Raw genomic sequence first — 26,881 nt, 5'->3', positions numbered from 1 at the left:
CCAGCACGATGGATGAGACGACAGAAGACCGCAGCACCACCAGGACGCCGAGCCGCCGAGGAGCCGCCACTCCCAGCCGGGACGGCGTCCACCGACTCAGCGTTCCCCTCCGCCCCCGGCTCAGCGCGACCGAGCTGATCCGCGTACTCCTCGCGGCCCCCGGGGAAACCGACCTCACCGCCCTCGACCCGGTGCAGGTCCGATCGCTCATCGCCGACGTGCTCACCCAGCACGGCTACGACGTGCTCGACCGCTCGCCGTACTACCCGGAGCTCGACCGCCACCAGGACGCCCGCCGCGCCGTGCGCCGGGCGTATGGGCCCCGGTTCCTCGACGCCCCCGACGAACAGTCCGTGCTCGCGGACCCGCTCCGCGAAGTGCTCGCCGCCGGAAGCAGGACGTCGTGACCGCCACCGTCGCCGAGCCGACCGGAGCACGGGCACGGCAGACGTACTACTGGCGAGTGCGCAACGCGCGGACACGCCACCGACCCGTGAGCGCGGCCCAGGCGTGGCACATCCAGCCCGGACACCCCGGCGGCGCGTACAGCGATCTCGGCCACGAACTGGACCCGCCCGCACACCACACCCCGACCCTGCTCTCCCGCACCCGGCCGACCGGCCGCCGGGGGGAGAAGCAGGAGTTCCGTGGGGGGTGTCTCGCGTGCCCGTGGGAGGGCCCCGTCCACTGCGGCGACGGGTTCGGGGACGGCGACAACGAGGCGGTGGAGCAGGCACACGACCATGCGTTCCCCGGCTGGAGGACGCTGCCGACGCTCACCACCTTCGAGGACCGATGGGCCGTCCCGCGGAGCGGGAGCCGCTGGGCTCAGCACACCGCCCGCTACCCGGCCGACTGGATCGACCAAGGCGCCCCCGTCGTGGCGTGGAGGCGGTACCGCCGCGAAGCTCACGCTCCTCCGCACGCGGGACGCCCCCGCTACGAACTCCGCGTCGCCCGGCCACCCATCGACCGGGACCGACGCCCCGCAGATCAGGGCGCCCTCTTCTGATGACCGCCGTCGTCCGGATCAGGGCCCCACCCCGCTCAACCCAAAGGTGGTTTAATTACCCCGCCGTCAGCGGAGCGGGCAACCTCCGACCGACCGTGCGTCCCGCGGGCGCCACGCACCCTCAGACAACAGACGACGGCCAGCGCACAAGGGCAACAAGGCGCTGGCCGTCAGTGTTCTCTCACCAGAAAGAACCCCACCATGCTATGCGACCGACATGCCGACTGTCCCCAGCCCGGGGACATTGCCCAGCTCACGACGGGTAACAGCATCGACGCCGATCCCACCGACTGCTTCGTCATCGTCGAGGACTTCCCCCCGACCGGCCGACACCTCGTGCTCAACCTGCCCGCCGACCACCCCGGCCGCGCCGACTGGGCCGCCGCCGTCCCCCTGGCCGACATAGCAACCCTCACCCGGCTCGAACCAGCGGGCAGCCGTACGTGGGCGCCCGCCCCGGACCCGGACGACATCCAGTGACCGAGCCAAGCGGTCACGAGCCCGACCAAGAACAGGAGACGACCGTGCCCCGCAAGACCGGCCGCACGCTCTACTCACGCGCGGACCTCCGCAAGGCCCACGGCATCAGCGAGCCCACCCTTCAGAACCTCTGGACCGACCGCGAGAACAACGACCACCCGCCCATCGCAGAGATGATCGACGGCGTCATGCACTGGGACGCCGACGCCTGGGCGAAGTGGCACCACGAGCTCCAGCGCAAGCGAGCCGCCGCGAACACCACGAACCCGCCCAAGCTCGACGGCGACCCCGAAGAGATGGTCGGCCCCGCCGAAGCCGCGAAGGTCTGCGGGTTCGCCAACTCCACCACCGTCTCCCACTACGTCAAGAACCCGCCGGAAGGATGGCCCGAGCCCGACGACTGGGACGAACTCCCCACCCGGCGGCGCCCGAAGTGGAAGCGCTGGAGGCTGTGGCAGTACCTCGCCGACCGGAAGGGCCGCGGCCATGCCGGCGGGCGACCCAAGGGCCGCCGCGGACTGGCCTACCCCTACCAGGGAGACGAACGGCTCACGCTCGCCCGGCAGGCCCTCAACGCCAACCCGGGGGCCAAGAACGCCGACCTGATCGCGGGACTTCAAGCTCAGATGGAGAAGGAGTACTCCCGTACGGTCTGGAACCTGATCCTCAAGACCGCCCGCGAACACCCCGAGGAGTAACCCGTGACCGACACCCGCTGTCCGCGCTGCGGCGGCCCGCTCGGTGAACGACCCGCACGCTCCCGGCTGACCGCTGACCGCGAGGTCTTCATCTGCACCACGTGCGGTACGGACGAAGCCGTACGCGAGGCCCACGGTCAGGCGCCGGTGCCGTTCGGTGAGTGGCCTCTGAACACGTAGCCGTCGGCCGAACCACACGGCCAGCATGACGAAGGTCCCCGCTCCGTTCCGGAGCGGGGACCTTCGTCATGTCACTAGGCGCTGCGGATCGAGCAGGGCCCAACCACGACCACACGACCCGACAGCAGGCGACGGATCAGCGGCTACGAGCCCCCACTGAGCGAGAGCCCGCTCCGCCCTCCGGCGGATCGCCCGGGTACGAGGGCGGAGTCTGACGTCCCGGTCCGAACCGGCCCTCGGTGTCGTCCCCGTACGCCGGGGAGTCCGAGGACATCCAGTACGGGCCCGACAACTCGGCGAACCGGCGGGAAGCCGCCGGATACGGGGTGTGCTCCATACGCCGACCAACGACCCGGCCCCGCGCAGGTACCGCACCGACATCGGATCGTCACACCGCCTCAGCCACGTACGGCACCTGAGCCCACGCACCTCGCACAGAGGTAACAGTCCAACAGGACATCAGGCTTCAGGAGCCTGATCCGCAGGAGTGACCAAGCCGGTCCGAGTGTCCGAGGTTCCCCCGGTGATCATGATCTTGATTTGAGAGGACCAAGGTATCGTCACTTCGTGACGATACAATCAGCCAAGACGACTGAAACTGACCGAATGAGAGCGGGGGTTGAGCGGGCCGATGGGATGGGTGACCATGATCGGCCCCTCCGACGGGCAGGTTGAGTACCGCCTTACCGGCGGCCACGGATGCGGGAAGTCCGTCGCGGTCGACGCCGCGCCCCTCATTGCCGCCATCGAGGCGAAGGCCGAAGCCGCCGGTGCCCCCGTCGCCTCCCTGCTCGCCAACCGCGAGGCCAAGCGCGCCTTCTTCCGTGCCCGCGGACTCCTCCGCAGCAAGGGCGCTGCGCGGTTCACCGGGTTCGACGCCGTTGAAGTCGCCGCCGCAGCCGGGCTCGACGCCCGCGACCTCTACGGCGAACAGGCCCTTCCCCCGAGAGCCTCCGACGGACAGGTGGACTACCACCTGGACGCCAGCGAAAGGCCCCTGGTCTGGATCGGCGGCGGGCTCACCGAGTTCGACATCACGCCCGGCAGCACCCTCGTCCCCGAGCAGTTCGCGGCCGCCCGGCGCCTCATGCTCGGGGAAGACCCCCGGACCGGGCAGACCCGCGTGGAACCCAAGCTGGCCATCGCCTCGGCCGCCAAACTCCCCGCCGCCCCACTGGCCCGCGCCATCCGTCGCGCCGCCGCCGAACGCAGCGTGAACCCGACCTCCCTGCTCGATTCCAAGCGCAAGCAGGACGCATTCCGCCGGATGGAGAGCCAGCTCAAGCGATTCGGCGAGACGCACCGCGTCCCCGTCTCGACGGTGCTGAAGCTCGCCGATGCCGTCGGCATCAACGCCGTCGACCTCTACGGCGAGGACACGGTGGAGAAGGCCGTCGCCGCCGAGGCGGGCGGTCACCTGGACGCCCGTGCCCTCCTGCGCGCGGTCGAGGCCCGCGCCGCCGAGACCGGACAGCAGCCCGCCGACCTGTTCGACGCGGCGTCCATGAAGCGCCGATACGCCCAGACCGAAGGCGAAGGTGGCCGTCGTCTCCGGGACCTGCCGATGGATGTCCGCGAAGCCGTCGCGATGGCCAAGGCGGCAGGGCTCACGCCCGAGGACGTGTGGGACGCCGAGGAGATCAAGGCCGCCCTCCTCGAAGGTCGCGTGCAGGTCGGCAACCGCGGTGCCGACGTCACCTTGGACCTGGCGAAGTCGAAGTCCGCGTTCCTCGCGTACGCGCCCGAGGAGATCGCCGCCCAGGTCGAGGGCATCTACACGACCGCCGGCCGCGAGTCCATCGGCGCCCTGGAGCGGTGGACCGCGTACGCCATGCGCGGCCACCACGGCGACGGCGAAGAAGCGGAGATCGTGAAGACGAGCGGGTTCTCCGGCTGGATGATGGTCCACCGCGCCGCCCGCCCCGTCGACGGAGCCCCGTACGGGGACCCCCACTTCCACCTGCACTTCACCCTCGCCAACATGGTCAAGGGCGCCGACGGCAAGTGGTCCACGATGGCCAGTGGGGGCCGCGATCTCCACCGGCACACCCGCGCGACCCAGTCCCTCATGAACGCCCGCATCCGCCGCGAGCTGACCGACACGTTCGGCATCAGCTTCCGTCGTGAGGAGCGGACCGGAGCCTGGGAGATCGCAGCGATTCCCGAGGCCACGATCCGGCTGTTCAGCAAGCGCGACAGCCAGGTCCGGGACCTGCTGACGAAACTCGGCATCGACTACGACAGCGCCACGACCCGCGAGCGTACCGCCGCCTCCACCGCGTCCAAGGCCGCGAAGAACGGCGAGGCCGCCGGGGTCGGGGACGATGTTCTCCGCGCCTACTGGCAGGCCGAGGGCCGGGCGGCCGGAGACGACCCCGACGCCATCGCAGCCAGCGCGATGGAACAGGACCGAGCAGACCAGAACCCCACCCTGGACGAGCTGTGCGCCCAGGTCTTCGACCCGAAGACCGGTTTGACCAGCCACTCCAAGGAGTTCACCCACGCCGCCGCCATCGCCGCCGTGCTGGACGCCCTCCCGTACGGCGTCGCGGACGCCGCCGAGGCCGAACAGCTCACCAACTCCGTACTGCGGCAAGCCGGGTACGCGGTCCAGCTCAGCCCGAAGGGCGCCCAGCACTTCGCGCACGCCGAGCGGTACACCACGGCGGATGTCGTGGCGGCCGAAGCGCTGATCGTCTCCGAAGCCACGAACCGGCTCGGGACTCAGGCCGCCGTCGTCAGCAGCGACACGGTCGACATGACGCTGTCCACCGTCGAGGCCCAGCACGGTGGCAGCTTCACGTTCTCCGACGAACAGCGTGCCGTCCTCGAACGGCTGCTCACGGCCGGGCACGGAATCGACGCCGTCGTGGGCATCGCCGGAGCGGGCAAGACCACGATCATGGACACCGCGCGGCAGGCGTGGGAGGCGCACGGTCTCGTCATCGCCGGCGCGAGCACGGCCGCCGTCGCCGCCGCGAACCTGAAGGCCGAGGCGGGCATCGAGTCCCGCACCCTCGCGTCCTGGTTGACCGGCATCCGCAACGGAGGCTCCGGCCTCACCGGCGTGGACGTGTTGGTCGTGGACGAGGCCGCGATGTGCGATGACCGCGACATCGCCGAACTCCTCACCCACGCCGCGGAAACCGACACGAAGATCGTCGGTATCGGTGACCCCAAGCAGCTCCACTCGCCCGGCATCGGCGGTTCCTTCGCTGCCGTGCACCACATCGTCGGCGGACTCACCCTCAGCCAGAATTTCCGCCAGAAGGACATGGTCGAGCGCCGGGCACTGGAGCTCTGGCGCGACGACAACCGCGTGGAATCGCTCCGCATCTTCGCCGGGACCGGGCGCGTGCACGCTCTCGCGGACAAGGACGCCACCCTCGCCGCGATGCTCACCGTCTGGGCCGACAAGCGGGCCGCGCACACCGACGACCACACCGCCGTGCAGCAGCTCCTCATGCTCGCCGCCACCAACGAGATCGTGGAAGAGCTGAACACCGGCGCCCGCGCACTGCGGAAGGAGAACGGCGACCTCACCGGCCCCGAGCACGCATACGCGCTGCCCGGTGGCGGCGAGCTGACCCTGTCCGTCGGCGACCAGGTCCTCCTACGGGTCAACGACTACCGAGGCAAGAAGAGCCGAGGCGCGAGCGAAGACGTCCTGAACGGCTACCGCGGAATCGTGCGAGCCGTGGACGAGGAACGCCGGGTGCTGGTCGAGTGGCGAGAGAAGACCGAGGACGGCCACCGCGACGTTGCCGAATGGATCGACGCCGACTACATCGCACAGGGCGGACTCAGCCTCGGATACGCGATCACCGGCCACAAGTCGCAGGGCCTCACCGTCCAAGAGGCCCTGGTCTACGGACCCGGCGCTCAGGCGAACGCCCTCTACACCATGATGTCGAGGGACAAGGCCGAGTCCCACCTCTTCCTGCCGCTCTCCGTCTACGAGACCGACGCCGACCGCGCCCGCCACGGCGACGCACTCACCGACCAGGAGCAGCTTGACCGCGCCGTCTCGGGCCTCATCCGCGAGATCGAGAACGGCACCGAGGAACGCATGATCCTCACCGAACTCCCCAAGAACGCGGTCCCCGCCCACGTCCGTCAGGCCGTAGCGGACCTCCCGATCCCGCGAGCCCCCGGCGCCGACGAGCACCACGACGCCGACACTCCCGAGGAGACTCCGGACCACGAGGACCGCCCCATACTGGCGAACGCCGAGCCGACCACGGAGTCGGCCACACGTTCGGAACCCGCGCCGACGGCTGACCGTCCATACGCTCACCTCGGTAACTCGGCACTGCGTGACGCCGTGCGCAAGGCTGCCATCGCCGCCCGCGCCACGACGGCGGCGGCGGACAAGGCGGAAGGCGCCGCCGATCGTGCCGAACAGGAGGCTGCTGCCGGAGCAGGCCCCAAGTCGCTCGCGCTCCAACGCCGTCATCAGGACGTTGCCGAACGGGCCGTGGCCATCCGCGAAGTCCTGTTGCTGGACGGCACGATCGCGGAACGCACCGCTCGACTGAACGGCACAGAAGCCCGTATCGGAGGTCTTGAACAGCAGCTGGCCGCGACGGGCCGTTTCGGCCGGGCGGCACTCCGTGGTGACGAGCGTGCTGCGGTCGAGGCAGACCGGGAAGCACTCCTTCGTACCCGTGAGGAGACCGTCCAGGAGCTGGAGCAGATGGACACGCGGCTCCAGGACGTTACCCGGCAGGCCGGACCCGTCAACGAGTACGAAGCAGTGCTGAGGGAAGCGGACATGCCGCAGCAGGAGAAGGCCGCGCTGCTTCGGCGGGCCAAGGCCAAGGACAACGAGGCAGCCAAGCAGCTCCGGGCCGAGGCCATCAAGGCTCGCAGCACTGCTCACGGCGCAGACCACCGCATGTCCGGCCTCCAGAAGGAGGCGAGTCTGCGAGCTGAGCACGGGCGTCAGCACGTCGACGCCGAAGAGGCCGCGGCGCCCTCATCTCCGAAACCCGACTCCTCGTACGCCAACCGAACCGCGATGGGCCACACACAGGCCGCACCGCCGGACAGCGCTCACGACGCACCGCCCGTGTAGCGACGTCGTGATGAGGTCGAGCCCGCTGCTCGCCCTGGGGAGGAACGGTGCACCGGGCCAATCTCCCTTCAGCGGAGATACGTCTGCTGCCACTCGATCGAGGTCATGGTGAGCGCGGCGTCGGCGAGGGACTGCGCGGAGGTGGTCTTGAGCTTGGCGACGCTGCTGTCGATCCAGGGCTGGACGTTCGAGCAGCCCTGTTCGCGGTACTCGACAGCTTGGAGGAGGCATTCGAGTTTGTCGGCGTCGTGCGCGCAGATGACTTCGAGGGAGTCGCCGTTCTCGTACTCCTCCACGATCCGTTGGGCCCCGGCCTTCACCGCCGGGTGTGCGGCCGATACTTGGTCGGCGGTGACCTTCTCGTTGCTGGCGGCTTCGAGGTAGCGGCGGCCGATGTGGGGGATGTCGCTGACGCGGGTCTCCTGGGTGTCGTGCCACAGGCCGAGGAGGGCGGTCTTCGCCGGGTCGGCGCCCTCCATCATGGCGAGCACGGAGCCGATGAGCGCGACCCTGAAGCTGTGCTCGGCGATGGTCTCGGGGTCCTTGACCCCGGCGATCCACCAGCCCGACCGCTTGGCACGCTTGAGCATCCCCATCTCCAGCAGGAAGCCCGTGGTGCCCTTTGCCTGCTCCTGCTCTGTGTCCGCCATGAGATGCGTCCTCCGATGTGTCATGTGCGGTTCTCGCGTAGAACGTAATGCACCGAACTGAGTTCCCGCCTGGCTCGCGGGGAGATCCCGTCGTGATCGAGGAGTCGGGCGGTGTGCGCGGCGAGCTTGTCAGCGAGGACGGGATCTGCCAGGGGTAGCCACCGGTTGGTAGTGAGGAGGGCCCAGAGTGAGTGGACGTAGAGGTCCATGTACGCCGGAGCCTGCTGAAGACCGGCGGCGAGGCCCCGAAGGAGCCGTACGGGCTCCCAGTTGGTTGGGCCGCGCCGCATGAAGCCATCGTCTGGCTGCGGCTCGCGGATCGAACCGAGCCAGTAGGCCCAGTAGTTGAGGTTCGCGATCTCTGCGGAGTCGTCGTCCGCCAAGCCTCGCTCGATGAAGTCGAGCAGCGGTTGACGGTCACCGAGCCGTACCAGCGCGGCGGCGGTTGACCTTGCGGTGGCCCAGTGCGGGGTCCAGCCGCGTGCGGAAATCAGGTCGCGGCGGCCGTGTAGCGCGTGCACCATCCACGACGTCGCCTCGGAGCCTCGGTCGTAGGAGCAGAGGTAGAGGGTCTGGCGGTGCAGCAGCAAACCGCCGTCTCCGGCGCGCAACGCGGATTCGGCGGTCTCCCGGAGGTGCGCGAAGAACACGTCGCGGTCGGACGTGGGTAAGAGCGGGGCCTTGGCGACGGGGCCGCGACGTCCCGTCGTCGCGCTGCGAACGAGAGCGCGTGGAGCGGTCCCGTTCAGCGCCCAGGCGATCATGTGGGCCGTATCGCGGGTGTGCACCCAACTCGCGAGAGGGTGAAGGTCGTTGATCTCCGGATGGATCGTGGAGGTGATGACGCGGTCCGCGTCCATCGCCGGGTCGAGAAGGTGAAGGACATGGGGGTCCGCGCCGAGCGCGAGTAACCGGCGCCGGATGTTGAGGAGGGCCCCGGCCTTCACGTTGGCGAGCGGTCGTCGTCCGGTCTCCCAGCCCTGCCAGGTGGCGAGATCGACGCCGATCGCTTCGGCCATGCCGACCTGTGTGCGGATGCTCGTACTCTCCCGGGCGACGCGCAGGACGAACCCGGCGATCGTGCCCGCGGTCGCGCGTCCGCGGGTCACTTCCTTCGCGGCCATGCCGCCCCCTGTGCCCTCGGTCCGTCTAACCCGTACCCACAGTCAGTCCTACTGCATCCACGGTGACCGTAGCTTCTGATTCGGCAGCAGCCATCGCCATCAAGGAGGCCAGGATGTCCACCGCAGTTGAGCCCCGCGTGCGTCCCTGGGGAGCCGATCGGCTCGCCCCGTACCCGACCGTCACGCACCGCCCGCACACCACGGTCACGCTCGACCCCGACTCCCAGCTCGGCGTCTTCACCGACCACGTCGGCACGGTGATCGAGATGGGCAAGCACGGCACCAGTAAGGGCACCGAGACGAGCACGACCACGAACTCGGACTCCGCGCCCGATCAGGGGAGCGACCAGGACGACGAGCAGGACTGACCGATGACCGACGAGAGGCCGGTGCTCGTGGCCACCGAGGCGGATGACCTCACCGCCGACATGGTGATCAACGAGCTGAACCGGCGAGGCGTGCCGGTGACCAGGTTCAACCCCGCCGACATCGGGGCGGCCCTGACGGTCTCCGCTCAGTTCGGAAGCTGCCCGGCCCCCGTGGCCGGGCAACTCCGCACCCCGTCGCGGACCGTGGACCTGGCCCAGGTCCGGTCGGTGTACTGGCGCCGCCCGGTGTGGCCCGCCTTCGGCCACCTCGGCCCGGACGACGCGCGGTTCGCGGCGGCCCAGACCCGCTACGGGCTCGGCGGCACCCTGTACGCCCTCGACGGGCCGCTGTGGGTCAACCACCCACTGCACAACGCCGCCGCCGACTACAAGCCCGCCCAGCTCGCCATCGCCCAGCGCCTTGGGCTGACCGTGCCGCCGACGCTCGTCACCAACGACCCGCACGAGGCGCGGGCCTTCGTCGGCAGCCACGATCAGGTGATCTTCAAGACGCTCCGGTGGACGCCCTACCAGCGCGACGGCGTTCCCGTTACCGGGTGGGCCGACCCGGTCACCGCGACCGAGATCAACGAGAGCGTCGCCGTAGTGCCGCACCTGTTCCAGGCCGTGGTCGACAAGGCAGCAGATCTGCGCGTGCTGGTCGTCGGCCGCGAGGTGTTCGCCGTACGGATCGAGTCCGAGATGCTGGACTGGCGCAAGGACTACTCGGCCCTGTCCTACCGCGTGGTGGATCTGCCCGGCCGGGTGGAGAAGGCGCTCCTCGCCTACCTGGAGCACTTCGGGCTGGTGTCGGGGAGCTTCGACCTCGCCGTGGACAAGGCCGGTGATCTCTGGTGGCTGGAGCTGAACCCGAACGGACAGTGGGGGTGGCTGGAAGAATCCACCGACCTCCCGATGTCCGCCGCATTCGCTGACCTGCTGACGCAAGGAGTTGCGCCATGACCGACACCGCCTATGAGCGGCGCGCCCTCGCCGACCGCCTGACGAAGGCGGGCATCCTCTCCAGCCCTCGCTGGCGGGCGGCGGTGGAGGCCGTTCCCCGCGAGCTGTTCCTGAACCCCGGAGTGTTCCTGCCCGCGGAGGGGGGCCGGTGGCAGCCGGTGACCGCGGTCGGCACCGACCCGGCCCAGTGGGTAAAGATCGCGTACCGCGACGAGTCCCTAACCACCCAGCTTGATGGACACCTCACCGCCGACCAGGCCAGCGGCCCCGTGACCGGCTCCCCGACCTCCTCCTCCACCACGCCGGTCACCGTCGTGGACATGCTGGAGAAGCTGGAAGTGGAGGACGGCCACCAGGTCCTGGAGATCGGCACGGGAACCGGCTACTCCTCCGCCCTGATGTGCTTCCGCCTCGGCGAGGACAACGTCACCACCATCGAGGTGGACCCGGACGTCTCGGCCCGCGCCGACGCTGCCTTGGAGACCGCCGGATACTCCACCTGGACCCTCACCGGAGATGGACTCCTCGGCCACCCCCGCCGCGCGCCGTACGACCGGGTCATCGCCACCTGCGCCGTACGCCGCATCCCCTACACCTGGATCAGGCAGACCAAGCCGGGCGGCATCGTCCTCACCACGGTCGGCGGTTCCTGGCACTACGGCACCGGCCTGGCGAAGGTCACCGTCGCCGACGACGGCACCGCCGAGGGCCAGATCATCGGCCGCAGCTCCTTCATGCAGGCCCGGTCCCAGGCGGAAGTACCCATCGGCGGCGACCTGTCGGCCCGCACCGCCTACGCCGACAGCGAGCACGAAACCAAGGTGTCCCCGCTGCTGCTGGAGGACTGGATGCCAGCGTTCCTGGCCCAGCTCGCTGCCCCGGGGGCGCGCTTCACCCGCGCCACATCGCTGGAGGGAAACCGGCTGCTGCACCTCTTCGACCCGGACCGCGAGTCCTTCGCCTCCTTCACGGAGAACGACGGCACCTGGACCGTCCGCCAGGGCGGCCCCACGGCGCTGTGGGACACGATCGAGCAGGCCCTCACCGCCTGGCAGGACGCGGACCGCCCCGACATCACCGAGGTACGGCTCCGCGTCACGAAGAAGGCCCACACCTACTGGATCGATGGCCACCCCGCGCTCCGCTGGCAGCACGACCTCATCTGACCGACCGAACGCGATCACCGGCGCAGCGCACTACTCTGCCGGGTCAGGAGCTGCCGGAGCAGAGGGAAGCACGATGGACGACGAGCCGCTGTCGGACTGGGTGGATCGCCGGGACGCGAAGATCGGACGCCTTCGAGCCGTCCCGCTGGTGTCCGGCGACGGCCCGAAGGGCTCACATCTCAACCCCGACGCGCCGCGTGCCATCCAGCGGTGGAACGGGTACGCCTGGGAGCCGCACGGGTTCGCGGCGAACCTCGCTGAGGCCCAGCGGCTCTTGCACCCGCGTGACGAGGAGCATCCGACTGTGTCGGCACCCCAGCCTCAGCCGCTCCAGGCGGGACGAGGGCGGCACCGCAAACCCCGGCCAGAGGAGTGACCCCACGGTGCTCGTCATGCCTAGTTTCTAAACCAGAAGCCCGCCGCCATCCGTAGCGACGGGCTTCCGGCGTCTTCCGGTACCCAGCGATTCGGGGAGGTGTCACCGAACTGCTGTCCTTCCTCCGTCGGGCCGGTCGCGCGTCAGGGACGAGGCGACAGCCCCGCGCCGAGGTGGTTAACCGCCCGGCAGTTCGGCCCGGCGCATCCGGGCTGCCAGGCGGTCGCCTAGACGTCAGGCATCAGCCCTCCAACGCCACCGTCTCAAAGGCGACAATCTTGCGAACGAGATGCATCGTCATCACGATCACGAGTCCTTCGCAGGAGAACTGACCGCGTTGGCGCGGTCCCGGGCAGGCGGCTCGTCCGGGTGGGCCGCTGGGTCCGGATCGGCCTGCTCCTCTGCATCAGCCGCCCCTGTCGCACGCTTCTCGATCATCGGGAGCGCGATAGCGAGCACACAACCCGCCGCGATGCGGTAGGGGAGCGGGACCGGCTTGAGGAGGGTGCCCGCCAGGTCGAAGATGCCGTGGGCGATCATCAGCGGTACGACGCGGCCGTAGTGCAGGAAGATCTGGAGACGGCCTGCGGCGAAGATGGCCATGGCGAGGGCGGGAAGCCCGAAGTAGGCGTGAACCGCGACTTCGACCACGCAGATCGTGGTGTAGATCTGCCAGACGGGCCGTCGCGCGGCCGTCATCAGGGCTGCGACGGCCGCCACGATGACGACGTCCTCCAGGACCACGGTCGATGTCACCGCGGCGAGAGTGCGGCCGAGGTCGCCCTCGATGCCGAGTGCGGCGAGCTGATCGTCCATGACGGGCAGCACATCCACGTCCAGGAAGAGCAGGGCCTGCGCGCTCAGGAAGGCCAGAAACCCGCCTGCCACGCAGAAGTTGAAGGCGCGCTGCGAGAGCTCCCATGTGTGTGCCCGCCTGCGCCGCGGATCCGTCTCACCGCGGGGGCGTTCCAGGACGATGCCGTGGGACCGGCACACCTCCAGCGTGAGCCACGCGAACGTGCCCCAGAAAATGATCATCGCCAGGGGGGTGAAAGCCACCGAGGGATCGGCCGCGAAGATGGCCGCTGAGCCGCAGGCGACTGCCGCGCCGCGCTGGGCCAGGCGCCGTCGCGGGGTGACCCGGTCCAGGGTGGTGCGGCCTATCACCACCCAGGGCAGCCAGAAGAACACGACGATGGCCACGCAGACACGCATCACGCCGAGGTAGTGACCTGTGCGCGGAGGCCAGGGCACCCCGTACAGATAGCCGAGCGAGATTGCCGCGTTGGCCACAGGGACGATGGACGCGAGCAGCAGCAGTGCGATGGCGTGACGCAGGGCCCGGCGTGCTGCCGCGCCGTGCAGCAGGACGGGCGGCCTGCTGGGGGCGAGCGGGTTCGTCACGCGGCCACGCTCGCGTCGGCGGGGGGCCGGTGGGGGGCGATGATCGCGCCGTTGGGCAAGATCTCGCCGGTGTCCTCGAAGAGCAGGATGCCGTTGCAGAGCAGGCTCCAGCCCTGTTCCGGGTGGCTCGCTATGAGGAGCGCGGCTTCCCGGTCGGAGGCGTCCGCCGTCGGGCACGGCGGCATGTGATGGCACATCGCTAGTGGCCTATCTGGGGTATTGGGGGTTTTCCGGTGATTGCGCAGAAGGGGTGTGGGGTGCCCTCCCCACCAGCGGTTGGAGGGAGATCCAGCACGCTGGTGGAGAGGGGGCGGGTGGCCGGCCGCCGCGTTCCCCCCACGGAACGACGGCGGCCGGGGCGCTCCCGCGGGGCCGCGGTGCGGGAGCGCCGCTTCCTCCACTCGACGTGGCCTCGGGTCCGCCAGCGGGGGGCATGGCGATCCACTAGGCCTGGAGGAAGCCCAGTCGGGGGAAGCTAGGTGCGGGCGGCGCTTGGGGCGTGCGCCGCCGTCGGCAGGCCGTACATCCGGGCTAGGGTCACCACGTGGGGCCGGGTCCGAGCCCCCAATTCCGCCATCAGGCCGTTGATGTCCCTGGTGACCTGCTCCTTCGATCGGCCTGTCAACAGGCCGATTTGGACCCTGGTCAGGCTCTGCGCGAGCAGAGGCAGCACCTCCAGATGCCGGGGCATCAGGTCGAGCGTGCCCTGCTCGCGGTCAGGCTGCCGAATGAGTCCCAGCTCGTAGGCGCGGTCGACGACAACCGTCCGCCCCCTCACGCCCAGCGTCCGCGAGGCGACGGTGATGTAGTGCTTGACCGTGTTCTCCTTGAGGCGAAGGAGATGCGCGATCTCGTAGACGTACCTGCCCTCGGCGAGTCCTTGGACGACCTCTCTCTCGCGGGTGGTGAACGAGATCGTGGTGTTGGCGGTCACCTCTGTCCTCTCTCTTGGTGTTGGGGGTGGTGTGCCGCTCGATGCGCCGGGTGTGTACCTCCGGCTCACCGAGCGGCCGTCTGGGGCGTGCGCCGCTACAGGTCGTCCAGGTTGATGACCTTGAACGCCCGCAGTGTGCGCACCAGTTGGGCGGCGATCATCCAGTCCAGGGCGGCGCCCCCGTAGGGCACCGGGACGCCGTCGCTCGCCAGGACGTGGATGCTGCGATCGGCGGCGGCATATCGGTGTGGCGTGCCGATGACGCCATACAGGGGCGCGCTCTGCGCCAGCAGCGCGACGTGTCCGTGCTCGGCGAGGTGGGAACACCGCCGAGGGGCCATGCGTGCGTGCTTGAGGCAGAACGGCGGCTGGGCGGTGCGGACCGTGGTGGTGGCCTCGGGTACGCACTCCTCGGCGCTCAGGACGAACAGGATCCCGTCCTGGGTCCTGGCGGGCTCGCGGCAGAACTGGCACCGCAGCCGCAGCATCGTCTCGCGCTGCCGGATCGGGTTGACCATCCGCCAGAGCGGCGCGCCAGTCGGCACCCCGTGCTCGTCGAGGGACTGGGAGACCCGCGCCCACAAAGCGCCCTGGACGTCACGGTCCTCGGGCCGCTCGTCCGCGTAGCTGAGGCGGCTTCCCCCGGCACTGGTGAAGGAAGCGCGTAAGTCGACGAGGGACTCGTCCACCTCGCCCTCGCGGGCCGTGATGTAGGGGATCAGCCTCCGCGTCGCGCCTCCGACGCGACTCCTGCCCTGGGGGCTAACCGGTGCGGGGCCACCGGCCTCAAGCCGGGGAGTGGGACGTAGAGACGGCCGCCGAGCTCGCCGTCGCACAACGGTGCGCAGCCGCTGGCTCAGCCCCCAGGGACGCTCCGAGCCGACGTCGCGGTCGGCCGCAACAAGGCCAGCCCTGGGGATCTTGTACACAGACATCCGTGCTTCCTCTCGGACGTGCTCAGACAGGGGGCTGCTCGGGCGAGAACGAGAACACTGAGCAGGAGGCGGGAGTGATTAGCGCCCGAGCGCGCCGGGCCGCGGTGTACTGCTGGATGGCAGCGTCGCTGTAGCCGTAGAAGCGCCCCAAGGCGGAATCCGCATCGGCGTCAGGGCACGGAGGGAACTCCGGCGGGCGCTCACCCCACTCGACGGCTTCGCCCTCCGGGTACAACGCCGAACCCAACCGCAAGTCCCAAAAGCCCGGCTGGCCTTGGAGCACGTCACGCACCGCCAGCCCCAGGCAGAAACATGGCACCGGGAAGTACCCCCCACGGCGTGTCCCACCGACCGGGACCGCAAGCAGCGGCATGCGAACCATGCGCACCGCCACGCTCTTCACCAGCAGTTCCGGGTCCGCGATCCGCTGCGCGTAGTAGTCGAAGTCGTACGCCTCCCGCGGAGCCATCACGACAGCGTTCGCAGGCGGGTGATCTTTGGTCCCGAGGTCATGCATCATTCGCCGTTCCGTAAGGCCGTGATCGGTTCTGCCAGCAGGTCGTGGACCATGTAGCCGAGGCGACAGGCACGCCTGAGGAGTGAGGCGTGTCTCATGGCGCGTCATCTCCCATCAGGTTGAGGACATCGACGATGGCCAGGGCGAAGCGCAGGATGTGTCGGTGCGAGCGCTGGGGGCACGGCTGGTTCGCGCGCAGTTCGATCAGGAGCTGCATCGCGTCCACCGGGTACGGCGTGACCGTGAGCGGCACGAGCTCGATCAGCACGAGCGTCACCTGACGGAACCGGTCGGCCAGGCGACTGATCTCCGCCGAGGTGGGCCGATGTTGCTCATCGAGCACGGTGTTCAGATCGTCGTACAGCGCGTCGGCGTCCACACCGTCCCTGGCCTTGGAGCGTCGTAGCCCCACAAGCAGTCGGCCCGCCACGGTGTCCTCAACGGTGTACGGCCGGATCATCAGCTCGGTGCAGGCCTGTGTGGAGAGAGTCATCGTGACCGCCTTGCGGGGACCGCGAGGACGCGCCAGGTCGCTGCCCCGTCTGCCTGTCGCTCTAGCCGGTACGCGAATAGCAAGAATGCGACGTTGCCGTCCTGCGCGGGCTCGACCCAGAACCACGTGGCCATCGAAGCGGGAAGGCCAGCAGTCGGCGGGGCCGCAGCGCCCGGCGCTCGTGTCTGCCTCCAAGACGTCACAGAGCCGCTCCACTCGGCACACGTTGAAGACCGGCAACCTTGAACTCGGTCCAAACGGTCTTGCCGCCCCGTGGGTCCGGTTCCACCCCCCACATGTCAGCGAAGGAGGCGACGAGGAGTAGTCCTCGACCGCCGTCGCTCTCGCAGTCCGGGGTGGCGGTCTGCGGCATCTCCGCGCTGAGATCGCCTACTTCTATCCGGATCAGGTCGTCACCGATGTTCAGCTGAACCGAGAACCCTGCTGCGCTGGATCCGTGAATCAAGGCGTTCGTCGCAAGCTCCGAGACGCAGTACTGCACATCCTCGGACCGACCTTCCACGCCCCATTCCGTAAGCGTCTTCAGGACAAACGTCCGCGCCATACCCACAGATGCGGAATGGGGGCTGAACGTTCTTTGCTGTGGGGCAAATTGAGGCAGTTCAGGTGGAGTTGCTGACATGACGTTCTCCGTCCGCGCTTGGTGCGCGTGGGGTCTTGTCTCCGTGTGAGGGTCCACGGAACCGCCAAGCGGATCTCGGTGCCAGAGCAGAGATGGCGCGAGGATGTGGCATCTCTGGGGCGTCTTGGGGCATGACCTGTGATGCTGTGACAGCGGACATCTTGAGGAACAAGGCGGGGAGATCCAGCCCATGGCGTTGAAACGACACCGCCTGGAGCGCCGACGTAAAGCAGTGGGTTTCACCCACGAAGCTCTGGCGGACGAACTGCATGTGGAGCGGTCCACTGTCGTGCGATGGGCTGCCGGAAAATCTGCGCCCCGCCCCTATATGAGGCCGCGCCTCGCGCAGTTGCTCCAAGTGACCGTTGAGGAACTGGACGACCTTCTCGCCATCACGTCAGACGACGATCAACCGGTCGGCGAGCGAACTCAGTACGCCATGCGGCATCCGTCGAGCGTCGACCTCGCCACTGTCGCCGAGCTGCGAGATGACATGCAAAAGCTTGGTGAGCGCTATGACCGTGAGCCGTCAGCCGTGCTTCTGGCCAGCGCGGCTGAGCACGCCAGCGCCGTCGGGTTCATTGCCGGAGACGCACCTGCGGGCCGAGTCCAGAGAGAGATGCGAAGCCTCCAAGCGGACGCCGCGACCTTCATGGGGCAGCTCGTCTGGGACGCCTCCCAGCGACATGACCACGAGACAGCTAAGACGTACTACTTGGAGGGCGCGGAGGTCGCGCGCCATCTGCGGGACCCCAACGCAGAGGGGCACGCGCTCTTGCGCATCTCCTATGTCGCCCTCTACGGAGCGGCGAACTACCGGGAGGGTCTCGGCCTAGCGCGCCAAGCCGCACGCACGTCTCGACGTACGAGTCACGTCATCACCGGACTATCGCTCTTGCACGCGGCAGAAGCGCACGCGTACTTGGGCGAGGCGCGGGATTGCGAGCATGCCCTTGTGGATGCCGAGAAGCACTTGGAGCGGAGTCACGACACCGATGCCGCACACGAGTTGTTCTCGCCCACGCACATCAGCCGCCTCGCCGGATCTTGCTACCTGTCACTGGGCGACTTCCGCCGAGCCGAACGGCTGCTGGCCCAGACCGCGGACGAGCTGCACGACCGGCGGAAGTCGCGGGCTATCGTCCTAGGCAATCTGGCCCTGGCCAGGATCCGGCAGGGCGAACTCGACGCGGCGCTCGTCGCATTCAGTACTGCCGTAAACGAACTGCACAGCACACGTGGAGGTGGTGGGATGAACGTTGTCTTCCGTGCCGCCCGAGAGCTGCGTCCGTGGCGCAACGAGCTGACGGTTCAGGAAGCCCAGGATCAGCTCATGGCGTTGATGGAAGCGACGTGACCACCGCATGAAGGAGCCCGACGTGCGCACACAGGTGGATGCCGAGAAGCAACGAGTTCGCGAGCGTGTCTGGCAGACGCTCGATGCGAGGGGTGCCGCCCTCGACGACACCACGCACGGCCGGATCCCGAACTTCATCGGCTCGCAGGCCGCAGCGGACCGTCTCGCTGAACTTTCGGCCTGGCGAGACGCGCGAGTCATCAAGGCAGTGCCCGACAAGGCGCAGTTGCCCGCACGGGCGCGTGCTCTTGCCGAGGGCAAGACGGTGTTCATGGCCGTTCCGAAGCTCGCCGACGCACGGCCGTTCTACCTTCTCGATCCGGCGAAGCTGTCCGTATCGCCGAACGAGGCAGCATCGAGCAAGGTGGCTGCCAGTGTGGCGCCGCGAGTGGGTGTCTCGGCACTGGGCCCCGTGGACATGGTTGTTGTCGGAAGCGTTGCGGTGAATCGTCAGGGCGTACGCATCGGAAAGGGCGCGGGCTATTCGGATCTGGAGTTCGCCTTCCTGATGGAAGCAGGTCTCATCAGCGACCGGACTGTCGTCGTGTCGACGGTCCACTCCCTCCAAGTACTCGACGAGGAGTTGCCAGCCACTGAGCACGACTTCGGTGTAGACCTGATCGTCACCCCCGACGAAGTCATCTCCTGTCCTGCGCCCCACCGACCGTCCGGACTGGTGTGGGCGCATCTGGACGCGGACAAGATCGCGTCCATCCCTGTGCTTGCAGCACGGGCTCCGGCGCACGATCGATGACTCGGTGCGGATCGGCCACAGCCGGATTGCAACCGGCCCACGGGCTTCGAAGCCCAAGGCCCCGCCAGCTCCGATAACTTGACGGCATGCCGACGCCCCCGGACCCGCCCACCCCATCGGGCGTCAGCCGCCGACAGCGGCTGCGGAACCGGATGGGCGCGCGATCCTTCTTTGACCGGGCAGCGCACTGGCTCCTCACCGGAGCTCCCTGGTGGCTGCTGGCCTTCGTGCTGCTGTATACGGCAGGGGGTGCATTCCTCGGCTGGCGCGCGGCGTACGAGGTTCTCGTCGGGCTGACGGCCCCGGGCCAGACCCAGCATTCGGCCTTCGCCTATGTGTTGAGCCTGTCCGGCTGGCTGCTCGTGCCCGCGATCATCGGTGGCGCCGCGGGCTACTTCCTGGGCCGCCAGATTGATGCCCGTCGCCCGCTATCAGAAGAGCAGGTCCGCGAGCGGGTCGCCAACCCGGAGCCACCGGCGACGCCGGAACCCGACCGCGACCGGGGGCTCCGCATCCGGTCGCTCGCCGAGCTGGAGGCCGAGGGCGGGGAAGGGCGCCGCTTTGTCGAGAAGTACGTCGCCGGCCCGCACACCAGGAACCGCGAGGTAGCTGAGGAGCACTGGAGCGCCACCGTTCAGTTCGTCGCGGACAACTGGGCGCGACTTGAAGGACTCACGCCCGTGGAAGCCGCAGTTGAGGCGGAACGACTCGCGCGTGCAGCCGCGTTCAACGCAGCCCAGATGGACCGGTGCTTCGTCTGCGATCAGAACCACCGGGCGTAGTCCCGACCGCTACGGTGGTCTCATGGCGCCCAAGGAGTCGGCCGACCGGGTCGTCGAGCGGATGCTCGGCACCTCATTCCCGGAGGCCTCCTACAGCGTGATCCAGGACGCCGCTCGCGCCACAGCTGATGTCGCACTACGCCGTGAGCCAACGGAAGCCGATGCGCGCGCCTTTGCGGCCCGCTTCCAGGACCGGCTCCTGCCCGTCGAGCAGCCGCCTACCGCCACGCCCCGCTCCGGGCGCACCCGCCAGCGCCGACCCGACTCCGGGCGGCGCCCATGGTCGCCGTTCTGGCGGAGCGCGGAGCGGGATGTGCGGCAGGGCGAGCTGCTGAGGGAGGAGCGCGAACGGCGGGAGGCCCGCCGGCAAGAGGCCTTGATCGCGGCTGGCCAGCGCAGCATGGAGCTGCTGTCCAGGGCCATGGACGACCCCTACTTCGCAGCGACCATGTTCATTGGCGATGCCGTCGTGCCACCAGAGAAGCAGCGCCAGTTTCTCTACGTGCGGGCGATGTACGAAAACATGGTCCTCGCGTGGGCCACAGGCGCCGTGCTGTGGGAGAACCTGTTCGTGCACGTGCGGGCCTTCCTACAAAACCCATTCGTCCGGGAGTACTGGGAGGTCACCCGCGCCGAGCGGGTCGGCCTGGCGGCCGACAGCCCGGAAGCAAGAGTAGCCAGCATGATTGACAGCCTGCTCCGGGACCTCGAAGAGTCCGAAACCGACGAGTGGTGGGTCGTAGGCCAGCCCCCTGGCGAGCAGGACTTCTGACCGCCGGCCCACGGGCTGCGATCCAGCTAGGCGCTCACTGCTCGGAATCGCGCGTGGCGGGATCAATATCAGCGGCGCGGAGGACTTCGTAGACAGTGGTTCGGGAGAGACGGGTCGCGCGTCTGATGTCTTGGACGTTCTCCATGCCGTCGTTCCACTTAGAGGGTTGGCCCCAGCCTTGTGTCGGGAGTCCTACCGCTGTGCCCAACGTGATCGCCGTATCGCTCGGTGTATGGCGCGCCTGTCGCTTCTTTGGTCGGAGTGACCACTTCGGAAGCAGGCGAGTGCACAGTCGTGGATGATGACGATTGGGCGGTGGTCATCCTGGTGAAGACCTGGCTTGCCTCTCCCAGTCGAAGGCGCATCGAGCCGTAAGGGCCTTGAAGGTAGCCCGTTCGGTGCCCATGCCGGTGGAGTTCGAGGGCTGCTTGAACACCGGCATCGGCGGGAGCAACATCGTCTGGTGGTGCCAGTGCATGAAGGTGCTCCTCCCACTCCCAACCGAGGTCCCGCAGAACTGTCCGGACCTCCGACTGCTCCCACCCGCTCCTTGCCACCAGGCCGTGGCGGGCATCCGGCGCGAAGGTCACATGTGGCTCGGGTTGCATCAGGCTGTTTCCTCGGCGTGTGCGGGTGCATCCGGGGCCGTGACGGCCTCGGCCCGAGAGGGCCAGGCTGCGAGCGCGAACCGTGCGGGACGAGGGTCGTGCTTACCCACGCGGCAGTCATCACCGGCCTTGCCGAGCGCGTTGTTCATCCGGGTGAGGAAGCGGTCGTACTGCTCGTGCCAGAGAACCACCGACCCGGCATCGTCGTAGGCATCGATGCGGGCGAAGGCGAACGCCGCAATCTCGTAAGCCAGTTGCTCGTGATCCATCCAGCAGGGCGGGATGACGTGCTGCGGCTGCCATGCGTACGTCTGGTTCAGCCAGCGGCACACCTCATCGAGCCAGCCCGGCAGCGGTGCGAGCAGTTCGGCCGTCAGAGCGCCGATGTCCCACGGCGCCGGGCCGACCGCGACCGACTCCTCCGCGCTCCTTTCGGCGAGGTAGTCCGCGATCAGCGCGGGCGCCTCGGGGAAGGGCGCGAAGCGGGGCAAGGGGTTGGTCATGCCGACACGTCCTGACGGTCCGCCCAGGCAGCCGCATGCGCCTCAGCCTGTCGGCTCCTCGCTTCTTGCTGTCGTAGCCGCTCCGTCTCGTTCGCCTGGCGCAGGTCCCGTGTGTGGCCCTCGATCTCAGTCCATGAGTCCCAGGTCCACATGCCGTCGAGGCGGGTGATGACCGGCGGCAGGTTGTCCGCGAGGACGAGCGCGCACCCTTCGTCGAGGCCCTTGATCTCGTCACTGCGCAGGACGGATTCCAGCACTGCGTGCGTCGCGGTCGACTCGCCGCCACGGTCACCGCTGGTGGTGGTCCGCGTCGTACGCAGCCGTTCGACTTGCCCGCAGAGTTCGGACATCTCCTTGAGGAAGTCGGGGTCCTTGGCCCCGCCGAACACGACGACGTTGTTGGTGAAGCTCGCCAGTTCGTTGGCGGTGTCCTCGCCGAAGCGGGCCCGGGCGCTCGCCCAGCCCTGGAGGCCGTAGACGACCGTGATGCCGCGTCCCCGGCCGTCGGCTACGCGCTGGCGGAGCGAGGGGATCGGCGCGATGTTCGGCGCCTCGTCGAGAGCCGCCAGGAGTGGCGGGTCCAGGCGCCCGGCAGGAGAGGTGATGGCGTGAGCTTCCGCGATGTCCAGCAGGTCTTCCGTGACCGCCGTGGTCAGCGGGGCGACCGAGTTGACCTCGGAGTCCTTGCCCAGGAGGTAGATGGTGCCGCCCGCGTCGAGGAACTCGCGGAAGTCCGTGGGCGCCTCGCCCCTCTTGCCCTGGAGTGACTCGATCACGGCTTGGTGCATGAAGGGTTCCAGGGCCGCGTCCAAGGTGACCGCGGTGTTGCCGACGGTACGGCTGTCACCTGTGGTGGAGGTGCGGAGCATGTCCGCCCAGCCCGGACCGGCGCCGGGGTGCGCGGTGAGGATGCCGAGCGGCGCCGGATCAGCGAACTTCCGGGCCCACTTCAGGAATTGGTCGAGGCTGGCGCCATCGAGCGCCGCTGCGTGCAGGAGCGCGGCGAGCACCTTGGCGGCCTGTCCCTTGTAGAAGGCGCTGCCCTCGGAGGACTGGGCTGCAGAGCCGGGGGTGCGCGACCCGGCCACGAGTGCCTTGGCCCGCATCATCGCGACCTCCGTGTCCTGCGAGCCCGTGATCGGGAGCCAGCGGAAGCGGGGCAGCGAGGGTGCGATGTTCTGCGGGTCGAAGACCAGGACCGGGCGGTCGGCACGACGTCGTGCGTCCAGGGTGAGTTCGACCAGGTCCGGCTTGGTCGAGGTGGCCAGGACCGGGCCTTGCCATCGTCGGATGAGCGGGGCGAAGAACCGCAGCGTCTTGCCGCTGCCCATGGGGCCGATGACGCGGGTTGCCTTGTCCGCCCGCGAGTACAGGGGGATGCCCTTGGGGCGCTGGGAGACGCCCAGCGAGTAGCCGAAGTCGAGCGGGTCGAGCGTGTGGTGCATGTGGTGCTCCGGAACGAGGGGGAGGAGGTCAGGACGCGTGGGAGCGCGGGCGTTTGGAGAGATGGGAGAGATCCGCGGTCGGGCGGGACCGGGTGTCACGGTCGGCCAGGGACGGCCGGATCTCGGATGCCCGCAGGGCCGACTTGGCCGACAACTGGCGCTTGAGCTGGGCTTTCGAGGCGAATCCGGCGTTGCGTCGACTGCGGTTCGATGTGTGCCGCAACGCCAGCAGTGCGAGCCCGCAGACCGCGACGATGGCATACAGGGCGAGGGACAGGGCGTCCGAGGCGAAGGCCATTACTCGGCCCTCCGCGCGATGCGGGCAGCGAGGTAGCGCATCCGCCGGCCGCACAGCCGGGCGAGCGAGGCGTCCGGCCCGGAGCAGCGCGGCGGAGCGGTGTGGAAGGCGGCGTGGAGTTCCTCCGCACCGCGCCAGGCGGCGCCGACCGCTGCTCGTGCGCGACCGCCCGCGGCGCAGTAGTCGCCGTGGTCGAGCAGGGCGGCGAGCCGGGCGGTGCGCTGGGCGAGGTCGAGGTAGTCGGCGTGCAGTTGGTCGATGTCGTCCCGGAAGGAGCGGCCATACGTCGGCAGCACGGCGGGGTCGAGGGCGAGGGTCGTCATGGCAGGGGTGTGTTCCGTCTCGGGGCCGGTGGCGTCGGGGCTGGGCTGCGCGGACGTACTCATTCGAGATCCGGGGAGCTGGTGGTCAGGTCCGTCATGGAGCCGCTGGAGAAGCACAGGTGCTGCTCTGCTTCGGTCAGCAGGTGCTGGACGCCGGGGTAGATGACTTCGCCGACCTTCCACAGGGCGACACCGCGGCGCAGGCGCATGATGTGCTCCGCCGTCCAGGCGGGGAGTCCGAGCCGCCTGACGGTGTCCTCGGCTTCGGACTTCTTCATCGAGTACACGACGACGGTGTCCGCCATCTTCAACGCGGCCTGCGTCTCGGGACTGTCGTCGATGTCGCTCAGGTGGTGCACGATGAAGATGCAGCTCAGGCCGTAGCCACGGGCGAACTTGAGGAACTTCTCCAACAGCGCGGCGAGTTGGGGAGTGCCCAGGATGTGCCATGCCTCCTCGCACACCAGGATGCGCTTGCGCTGGGTGTAGCGGTGGCAGCCGGAGTCAGGGTTCGCGCCGAGTTCCCAGGCCCCCGAGCTTGTGTCCACGACCCTGCGCTCGTGCTGGCTGGGTTCCGCGCCGCACTCGCACAGCGGACGCAGCCAGACCTCTTCGAGGAACACGGAGATCACCGCGACGAGGATCGTCATGGCGACGCCGCCCGAGGGGACCTTGGTCAGGTCGAAGACGACCATGTCGGCGTCGAGGTCGACGCTGAGACTGGTCGGTCCGTCGAGCATGCCGAGCAGATCGCCGCTCGCGTCCTGCTCGGTCCCGCACAGCCGGTCCAGGACATAGGAGGCTTCGAGGCCGTCGTTGAGGAGTTCCTCCTCCGAACGCTTCTTGGCCACGGCGTCCGTCGCGTCCGGGGACCGCAGCGCGGCCGCGACATCGGCCAGCACCGGAGAGCGGCTATCGGCGGTCGCGCGCTGGTGGGCCCGGCGGATCGCCAGGCGCAGGGCGGACCCGGCGAACTCACCCAGTGGCCTGCCCAAACCGAGTTCCACGATCGTGCGGACCAGCTCGATCTGCCGCTTGCCCGCGATCGCGGGGTCCATCGGATTGATGCAGGAGGCTTTCGCCCCGCCGCCCGGGGTGAACTTCACCGGGGCCCTACCGGTGAGGGAGCGGCCCAGGGCGGCCCACTCGCCCTCCTCCCGCTCCTTCTGCTCCTTCGTGTCGAGCACGACGACCTTGCGGCCCAGACGGATCTGCCGGGCGGTATAGGTCTTGACGAGCGAGCTCTTGCCGCGGCCGGTGTCGCCCATCGCGATCATGTTGCCGCCGGGCAGGCCATCGCCGAAGGCGCTGAAGGGGCAGTAGATGAACGCCTTGCCCGAGTACAGCTCACGGCCGATGACGGCGCCCGCCGTGCCCAACGTGGGCGGCGCGATGGGCAGGTACAGGGCCTGGCTGGTTGTGGTCTCGGTGTACAGCGGGCGCCGCGCGGTCTCGTCCATCGGGGCCATCGGATTGAGGTCGAGGAGGCCGGTCACTTGATGCCCCCGGCGAAGGGGAGCGTCGTGGCGAAGGCACGGGCGTGCTCAAGGTCGAGCCATTCGATCCGCAGATGGGCATTGCGCGCCCGGGAGGCGGTCGTGCGCTTGGTCTTCTCCAGTGCGGCGGCGCTGCGCGTGGAGATGGTGATGTATCCGACGACCGCGGACCCGGCCGCGCCGGAAGTGGCCAGGGCCATGCCGCGCGAGCCGGTGGCGGTGGCGGCGATCATGTCGCGGGGGTCCACGTTCTTGCCGCGCTGCCGGTCACGGTGCATCTCGGCCTGGTTGTTGGTGTCCTCGTCGAGCATCCGCTCCACGGCCTTGTCGTTCGGCTCCAGGTTCTGGGTGATGCTGATGGTCCGGATCACGTCCGGCATGCCGATGAGTAGGGGCGAGAGGAAGTCGGGGCCCACAGGTGTGGTGGGCCAGGAGACGACGGCCGCCGTCGCGTGGAACCAGCTGTCCGTCGTCCCCGCGGCCCGGGTGGCGACGAACGCGCCGTCGCGGACGTCGACGTTGCGGGGGAAGGCGTGCGCGCGCGGCAGGTCGGTGTCCCAGATCGCGTGATCGGGGTCGTAGCTGTTGCGGATGAGAGCGGTCATCCGGCCCTCATCGAGGGGAGCGATCACCGAGAGGTCGGCGTCTTCGCAGCGGGCCCACAGCTCCTCCACGTACGCGGCCATCGCGGCGGCCACCCCCTCGTCCCCGGTGCCCCGGGCCGCTCCGTCCGCTGCCAGGTCGCGGGTGAACTTCGCGTGCGCGGTGATGTAGTACCGGTGCTCCTCCGCCGAGGTGGACACGGCCTTCGCCAACGTGTCGTAGGAGTCCCTGAGCCACTGGGGCGCCCCGGCGGTCGCCGCCGATTCGTCGCGGTGGGCGACGAACCGCTGGTGTGCGTGCGGGTCGCTTTTCATCTGCCGGGCGAGCACCTGAATCCGTTTGACCGGGTGCTCCTCGGTATTGCCGAACGCGTCGAGCAGTTCGCCCCACCGCTCCAGGGCCACGACCTGCTCCCCGACCTCCTTGCCGCCCAGACCGGGCGAGGCGACCTCCAGGGCCGCGGTGACGCAGCCCGCTGCGGGCTGAAGGACCACGACGGCCTGCTGACCGCGCACGGTCACCGGCACCCACGTCATCCCGGCGACGCCCTCGGGCTCGGACAGCGCCGCGTCCGGTGGAGTGCCGTCCCGGCGTACACCGGCCTCGACCGCTGGGGAGACCCAGACACCGCCGGTGCGGGCCAAGGCCCGGCGGTGGTACTGCTTGATCCGCCACCAGCGGTAGATCGTGCGCCGCTGCGAGGTGCCCTTGGGCCGGTACGGCGCGTACACCACGACCACGGCCAACGCGATGGGCACGACCATGCCGATCACGGCCAGCACCGGGGCACTGCTGGAGAGGAAGCCCAGCAGGATGCCGCTACCGGCTCCGCAGCCCAGCACGACCTGTTCGCCGAGATCGCGGCGGCCCACCAGGCCGGTCGGCCGGTGCTTTCCGAACTGATACGTACGCGTAGACAT

Annotated in this window: 29 protein-coding genes; 14 read left to right on the top strand and 15 right to left on the bottom strand. The window is 69.1% G+C overall.

The features are described from left to right. The first annotated feature begins 8 nt into the window (after nt 1-8). From CP970_RS05985 to mobF, 6 genes are all read left to right on the top strand, one after another. On the top strand, nt 9-407 hold the full coding sequence (locus CP970_RS05985; RefSeq protein ID WP_055545643.1) for a DUF6181 family protein: 399 nt from the start codon (nt 9-11) through the stop codon (nt 405-407). After that, nucleotides 404-1,012 carry a DUF6349 family protein gene (locus CP970_RS05980; protein WP_055545646.1) on the top strand — a complete coding sequence of 203 codons (609 nt, stop codon included), beginning with the start codon at nt 404-406 and terminating at the stop codon, nt 1,010-1,012. Before CP970_RS05985 ends, CP970_RS05980 begins: the two co-directional genes overlap by 4 nt. A 201-nt stretch (nt 1,013-1,213) precedes the next feature. Beyond that, nucleotides 1,214-1,492, top strand: a complete 279-nt coding sequence (locus CP970_RS05975) for a DUF6211 family protein (protein WP_055545648.1) — start codon at nt 1,214-1,216, stop codon at nt 1,490-1,492. Nucleotides 1,493-1,536: 44 nt separating this feature from the next. Further along, nucleotides 1,537-2,190, top strand: a complete 654-nt coding sequence (locus CP970_RS05970) for a hypothetical protein (protein WP_224058275.1) — start codon at nt 1,537-1,539, stop codon at nt 2,188-2,190. Nucleotides 2,191-2,193: 3 nt separating this feature from the next. After that, a complete protein-coding gene (locus CP970_RS44040) occupies nt 2,194-2,370 on the top strand; it encodes a hypothetical protein (protein ID WP_169801214.1) in 177 nt (58 codons plus the stop codon). A gap of 631 nt (nt 2,371-3,001) precedes the next feature. Next, nucleotides 3,002-7,447: a MobF family relaxase gene (gene mobF / locus CP970_RS05965; protein WP_224058273.1), complete on the top strand. Its 4,446-nt coding sequence runs from the start codon at nt 3,002-3,004 to the stop codon at nt 7,445-7,447. 68 nt (nt 7,448-7,515) lie between these two features. On the opposite strand, the gene CP970_RS05960 is transcribed toward mobF, so the two are convergent. After that, nucleotides 7,516-8,097: an HD domain-containing protein gene (locus CP970_RS05960; RefSeq protein ID WP_055545650.1), complete on the bottom strand. Its 582-nt coding sequence runs from the start codon at nt 8,095-8,097 to the stop codon at nt 7,516-7,518. A 20-nt stretch (nt 8,098-8,117) separates the two neighbouring features. Beyond that, on the bottom strand, nt 8,118-9,116 hold the full coding sequence (locus tag CP970_RS05955; protein ID WP_224058271.1) for an XRE family transcriptional regulator: 999 nt from the start codon (nt 9,114-9,116) through the stop codon (nt 8,118-8,120). Nucleotides 9,117-9,334: 218 nt separating this feature from the next. On the opposite strand from CP970_RS05955, the gene tgmA reads away from it, so the two are divergent. The 4 genes from tgmA to CP970_RS05935 all read left to right on the top strand — a co-directional run bounded on the left by tgmA (nt 9,335) and on the right by CP970_RS05935 (nt 12,094). Continuing rightward, nucleotides 9,335-9,589, top strand: a complete 255-nt coding sequence (tgmA, locus tag CP970_RS05950; protein WP_055545654.1) for a putative ATP-grasp-modified RiPP — start codon at nt 9,335-9,337, stop codon at nt 9,587-9,589. A 3-nt stretch (nt 9,590-9,592) separates the two neighbouring features. Further along, nucleotides 9,593-10,552 carry an ATP-grasp ribosomal peptide maturase gene (tgmB, locus tag CP970_RS05945; RefSeq protein ID WP_055545657.1) on the top strand — a complete coding sequence of 320 codons (960 nt, stop codon included), beginning with the start codon at nt 9,593-9,595 and terminating at the stop codon, nt 10,550-10,552. Beyond that, the gene (tgmC, locus tag CP970_RS05940; RefSeq protein ID WP_055545660.1) at nt 10,549-11,718 is read left to right on the top strand and encodes an ATP-grasp peptide maturase system methyltransferase; all 1,170 of its coding nucleotides are present in this window, start codon (nt 10,549-10,551) and stop codon (nt 11,716-11,718) included. The genes tgmB and tgmC overlap by 4 nt, the downstream gene beginning before the upstream one ends. Before the next feature lie 73 nt (nt 11,719-11,791). Continuing rightward, a complete protein-coding gene (locus CP970_RS05935; RefSeq protein ID WP_055545662.1) occupies nt 11,792-12,094 on the top strand; it encodes a DUF6087 family protein in 303 nt (100 codons plus the stop codon). Nucleotides 12,095-12,400: 306 nt separating this feature from the next. On the opposite strand, the gene CP970_RS05930 is transcribed toward CP970_RS05935, so the two are convergent. The 7 genes from CP970_RS05930 to CP970_RS05900 form a co-directional block, all read right to left on the bottom strand. After that, complete coding sequence (locus CP970_RS05930) at nt 12,401-13,498, bottom strand: hypothetical protein (RefSeq protein ID WP_055545664.1); 1,098 nt, start codon at nt 13,496-13,498, stop codon at nt 12,401-12,403. Further along, nucleotides 13,495-13,695 carry a DUF5999 family protein gene (locus tag CP970_RS05925; RefSeq protein WP_055545666.1) on the bottom strand — a complete coding sequence of 67 codons (201 nt, stop codon included), beginning with the start codon at nt 13,693-13,695 and terminating at the stop codon, nt 13,495-13,497. The genes CP970_RS05930 and CP970_RS05925 overlap by 4 nt, the downstream gene beginning before the upstream one ends. A gap of 278 nt (nt 13,696-13,973) precedes the next feature. Then, nucleotides 13,974-14,432 (bottom strand): LuxR C-terminal-related transcriptional regulator, encoded by a 459-nt coding sequence (locus CP970_RS44035; protein ID WP_055545668.1) that lies wholly within the window; start codon nt 14,430-14,432, stop codon nt 13,974-13,976. A 95-nt stretch (nt 14,433-14,527) separates the two neighbouring features. Beyond that, nucleotides 14,528-15,121 (bottom strand): hypothetical protein, encoded by a 594-nt coding sequence (locus CP970_RS05915; RefSeq protein ID WP_055545670.1) that lies wholly within the window; start codon nt 15,119-15,121, stop codon nt 14,528-14,530. A gap of 268 nt (nt 15,122-15,389) precedes the next feature. Beyond that, nucleotides 15,390-15,887 carry a DUF6302 family protein gene (locus CP970_RS05910; RefSeq protein ID WP_055545672.1) on the bottom strand — a complete coding sequence of 166 codons (498 nt, stop codon included), beginning with the start codon at nt 15,885-15,887 and terminating at the stop codon, nt 15,390-15,392. A 91-nt stretch (nt 15,888-15,978) separates the two neighbouring features. Beyond that, entirely contained in the window at nt 15,979-16,377 is a 399-nt protein-coding gene (locus CP970_RS05905) for a hypothetical protein (RefSeq protein ID WP_055545674.1), read from the bottom strand. A gap of 199 nt (nt 16,378-16,576) precedes the next feature. Beyond that, entirely contained in the window at nt 16,577-17,020 is a 444-nt protein-coding gene (locus CP970_RS05900) for an ATP-binding protein (RefSeq protein ID WP_079043364.1), read from the bottom strand. Between the two features lie 190 nt (nt 17,021-17,210). Between CP970_RS05900 and CP970_RS05895 the strand changes: the two genes are divergently transcribed. The 4 genes from CP970_RS05895 (at nt 17,211) to CP970_RS05880 (ending at nt 20,685) form a co-directional block, all read left to right on the top strand. Beyond that, entirely contained in the window at nt 17,211-18,377 is a 1,167-nt protein-coding gene (locus CP970_RS05895; protein WP_055545678.1) for a helix-turn-helix transcriptional regulator, read from the top strand. Nucleotides 18,378-18,399: 22 nt separating this feature from the next. Continuing rightward, entirely contained in the window at nt 18,400-19,131 is a 732-nt protein-coding gene (locus tag CP970_RS05890; RefSeq protein ID WP_224058269.1) for a 5-formyltetrahydrofolate cyclo-ligase, read from the top strand. Between the two features lie 86 nt (nt 19,132-19,217). Beyond that, on the top strand, nt 19,218-19,913 hold the full coding sequence (locus tag CP970_RS05885) for a DUF6313 family protein (RefSeq protein ID WP_150493025.1): 696 nt from the start codon (nt 19,218-19,220) through the stop codon (nt 19,911-19,913). Nucleotides 19,914-19,935: 22 nt separating this feature from the next. Continuing rightward, nucleotides 19,936-20,685, top strand: coding sequence for a DUF6082 family protein (locus CP970_RS05880; protein WP_055545684.1), 750 nt, complete (start codon nt 19,936-19,938; stop codon nt 20,683-20,685). Nucleotides 20,686-21,292: 607 nt separating this feature from the next. On the opposite strand, the gene CP970_RS05875 is transcribed toward CP970_RS05880, so the two are convergent. Genes CP970_RS05875 through CP970_RS05850 form a run of 6 tightly spaced genes read right to left on the bottom strand, consistent with a single transcriptional unit; the run spans nt 21,293 to nt 26,881 of the window. Next, nucleotides 21,293-21,796 carry a hypothetical protein gene (locus CP970_RS05875; RefSeq protein WP_055545686.1) on the bottom strand — a complete coding sequence of 168 codons (504 nt, stop codon included), beginning with the start codon at nt 21,794-21,796 and terminating at the stop codon, nt 21,293-21,295. Next, the gene (locus tag CP970_RS05870; RefSeq protein WP_055545688.1) at nt 21,793-23,241 is read right to left on the bottom strand and encodes a type IV secretory system conjugative DNA transfer family protein; all 1,449 of its coding nucleotides are present in this window, start codon (nt 23,239-23,241) and stop codon (nt 21,793-21,795) included. The genes CP970_RS05875 and CP970_RS05870 overlap by 4 nt, the downstream gene beginning before the upstream one ends. 28 nt (nt 23,242-23,269) lie before the next feature. Then, the gene (locus CP970_RS05865) at nt 23,270-23,539 is read right to left on the bottom strand and encodes a hypothetical protein (RefSeq protein ID WP_055545690.1); all 270 of its coding nucleotides are present in this window, start codon (nt 23,537-23,539) and stop codon (nt 23,270-23,272) included. Beyond that, entirely contained in the window at nt 23,539-23,925 is a 387-nt protein-coding gene (locus CP970_RS05860) for a hypothetical protein (protein ID WP_055545692.1), read from the bottom strand. Before CP970_RS05860 ends, CP970_RS05865 begins: the two co-directional genes overlap by 1 nt. Then, a complete protein-coding gene (locus CP970_RS05855) occupies nt 23,922-25,358 on the bottom strand; it encodes an ATP/GTP-binding protein (protein ID WP_055545694.1) in 1,437 nt (478 codons plus the stop codon). Before CP970_RS05855 ends, CP970_RS05860 begins: the two co-directional genes overlap by 4 nt. Further along, on the bottom strand, nt 25,355-26,881 hold the full coding sequence (locus tag CP970_RS05850; protein WP_063806041.1) for an SCO6880 family protein: 1,527 nt from the start codon (nt 26,879-26,881) through the stop codon (nt 25,355-25,357). Before CP970_RS05850 ends, CP970_RS05855 begins: the two co-directional genes overlap by 4 nt.

This window comes from Streptomyces kanamyceticus (genome assembly GCF_008704495.1).
Lineage (GTDB): Bacteria > Actinomycetota > Actinomycetes > Streptomycetales > Streptomycetaceae > Streptomyces > Streptomyces kanamyceticus.
The sequence above is the reverse complement of the archived record's forward strand: the minus strand, read 5'-3'. Positions and strand labels throughout refer to the sequence as shown.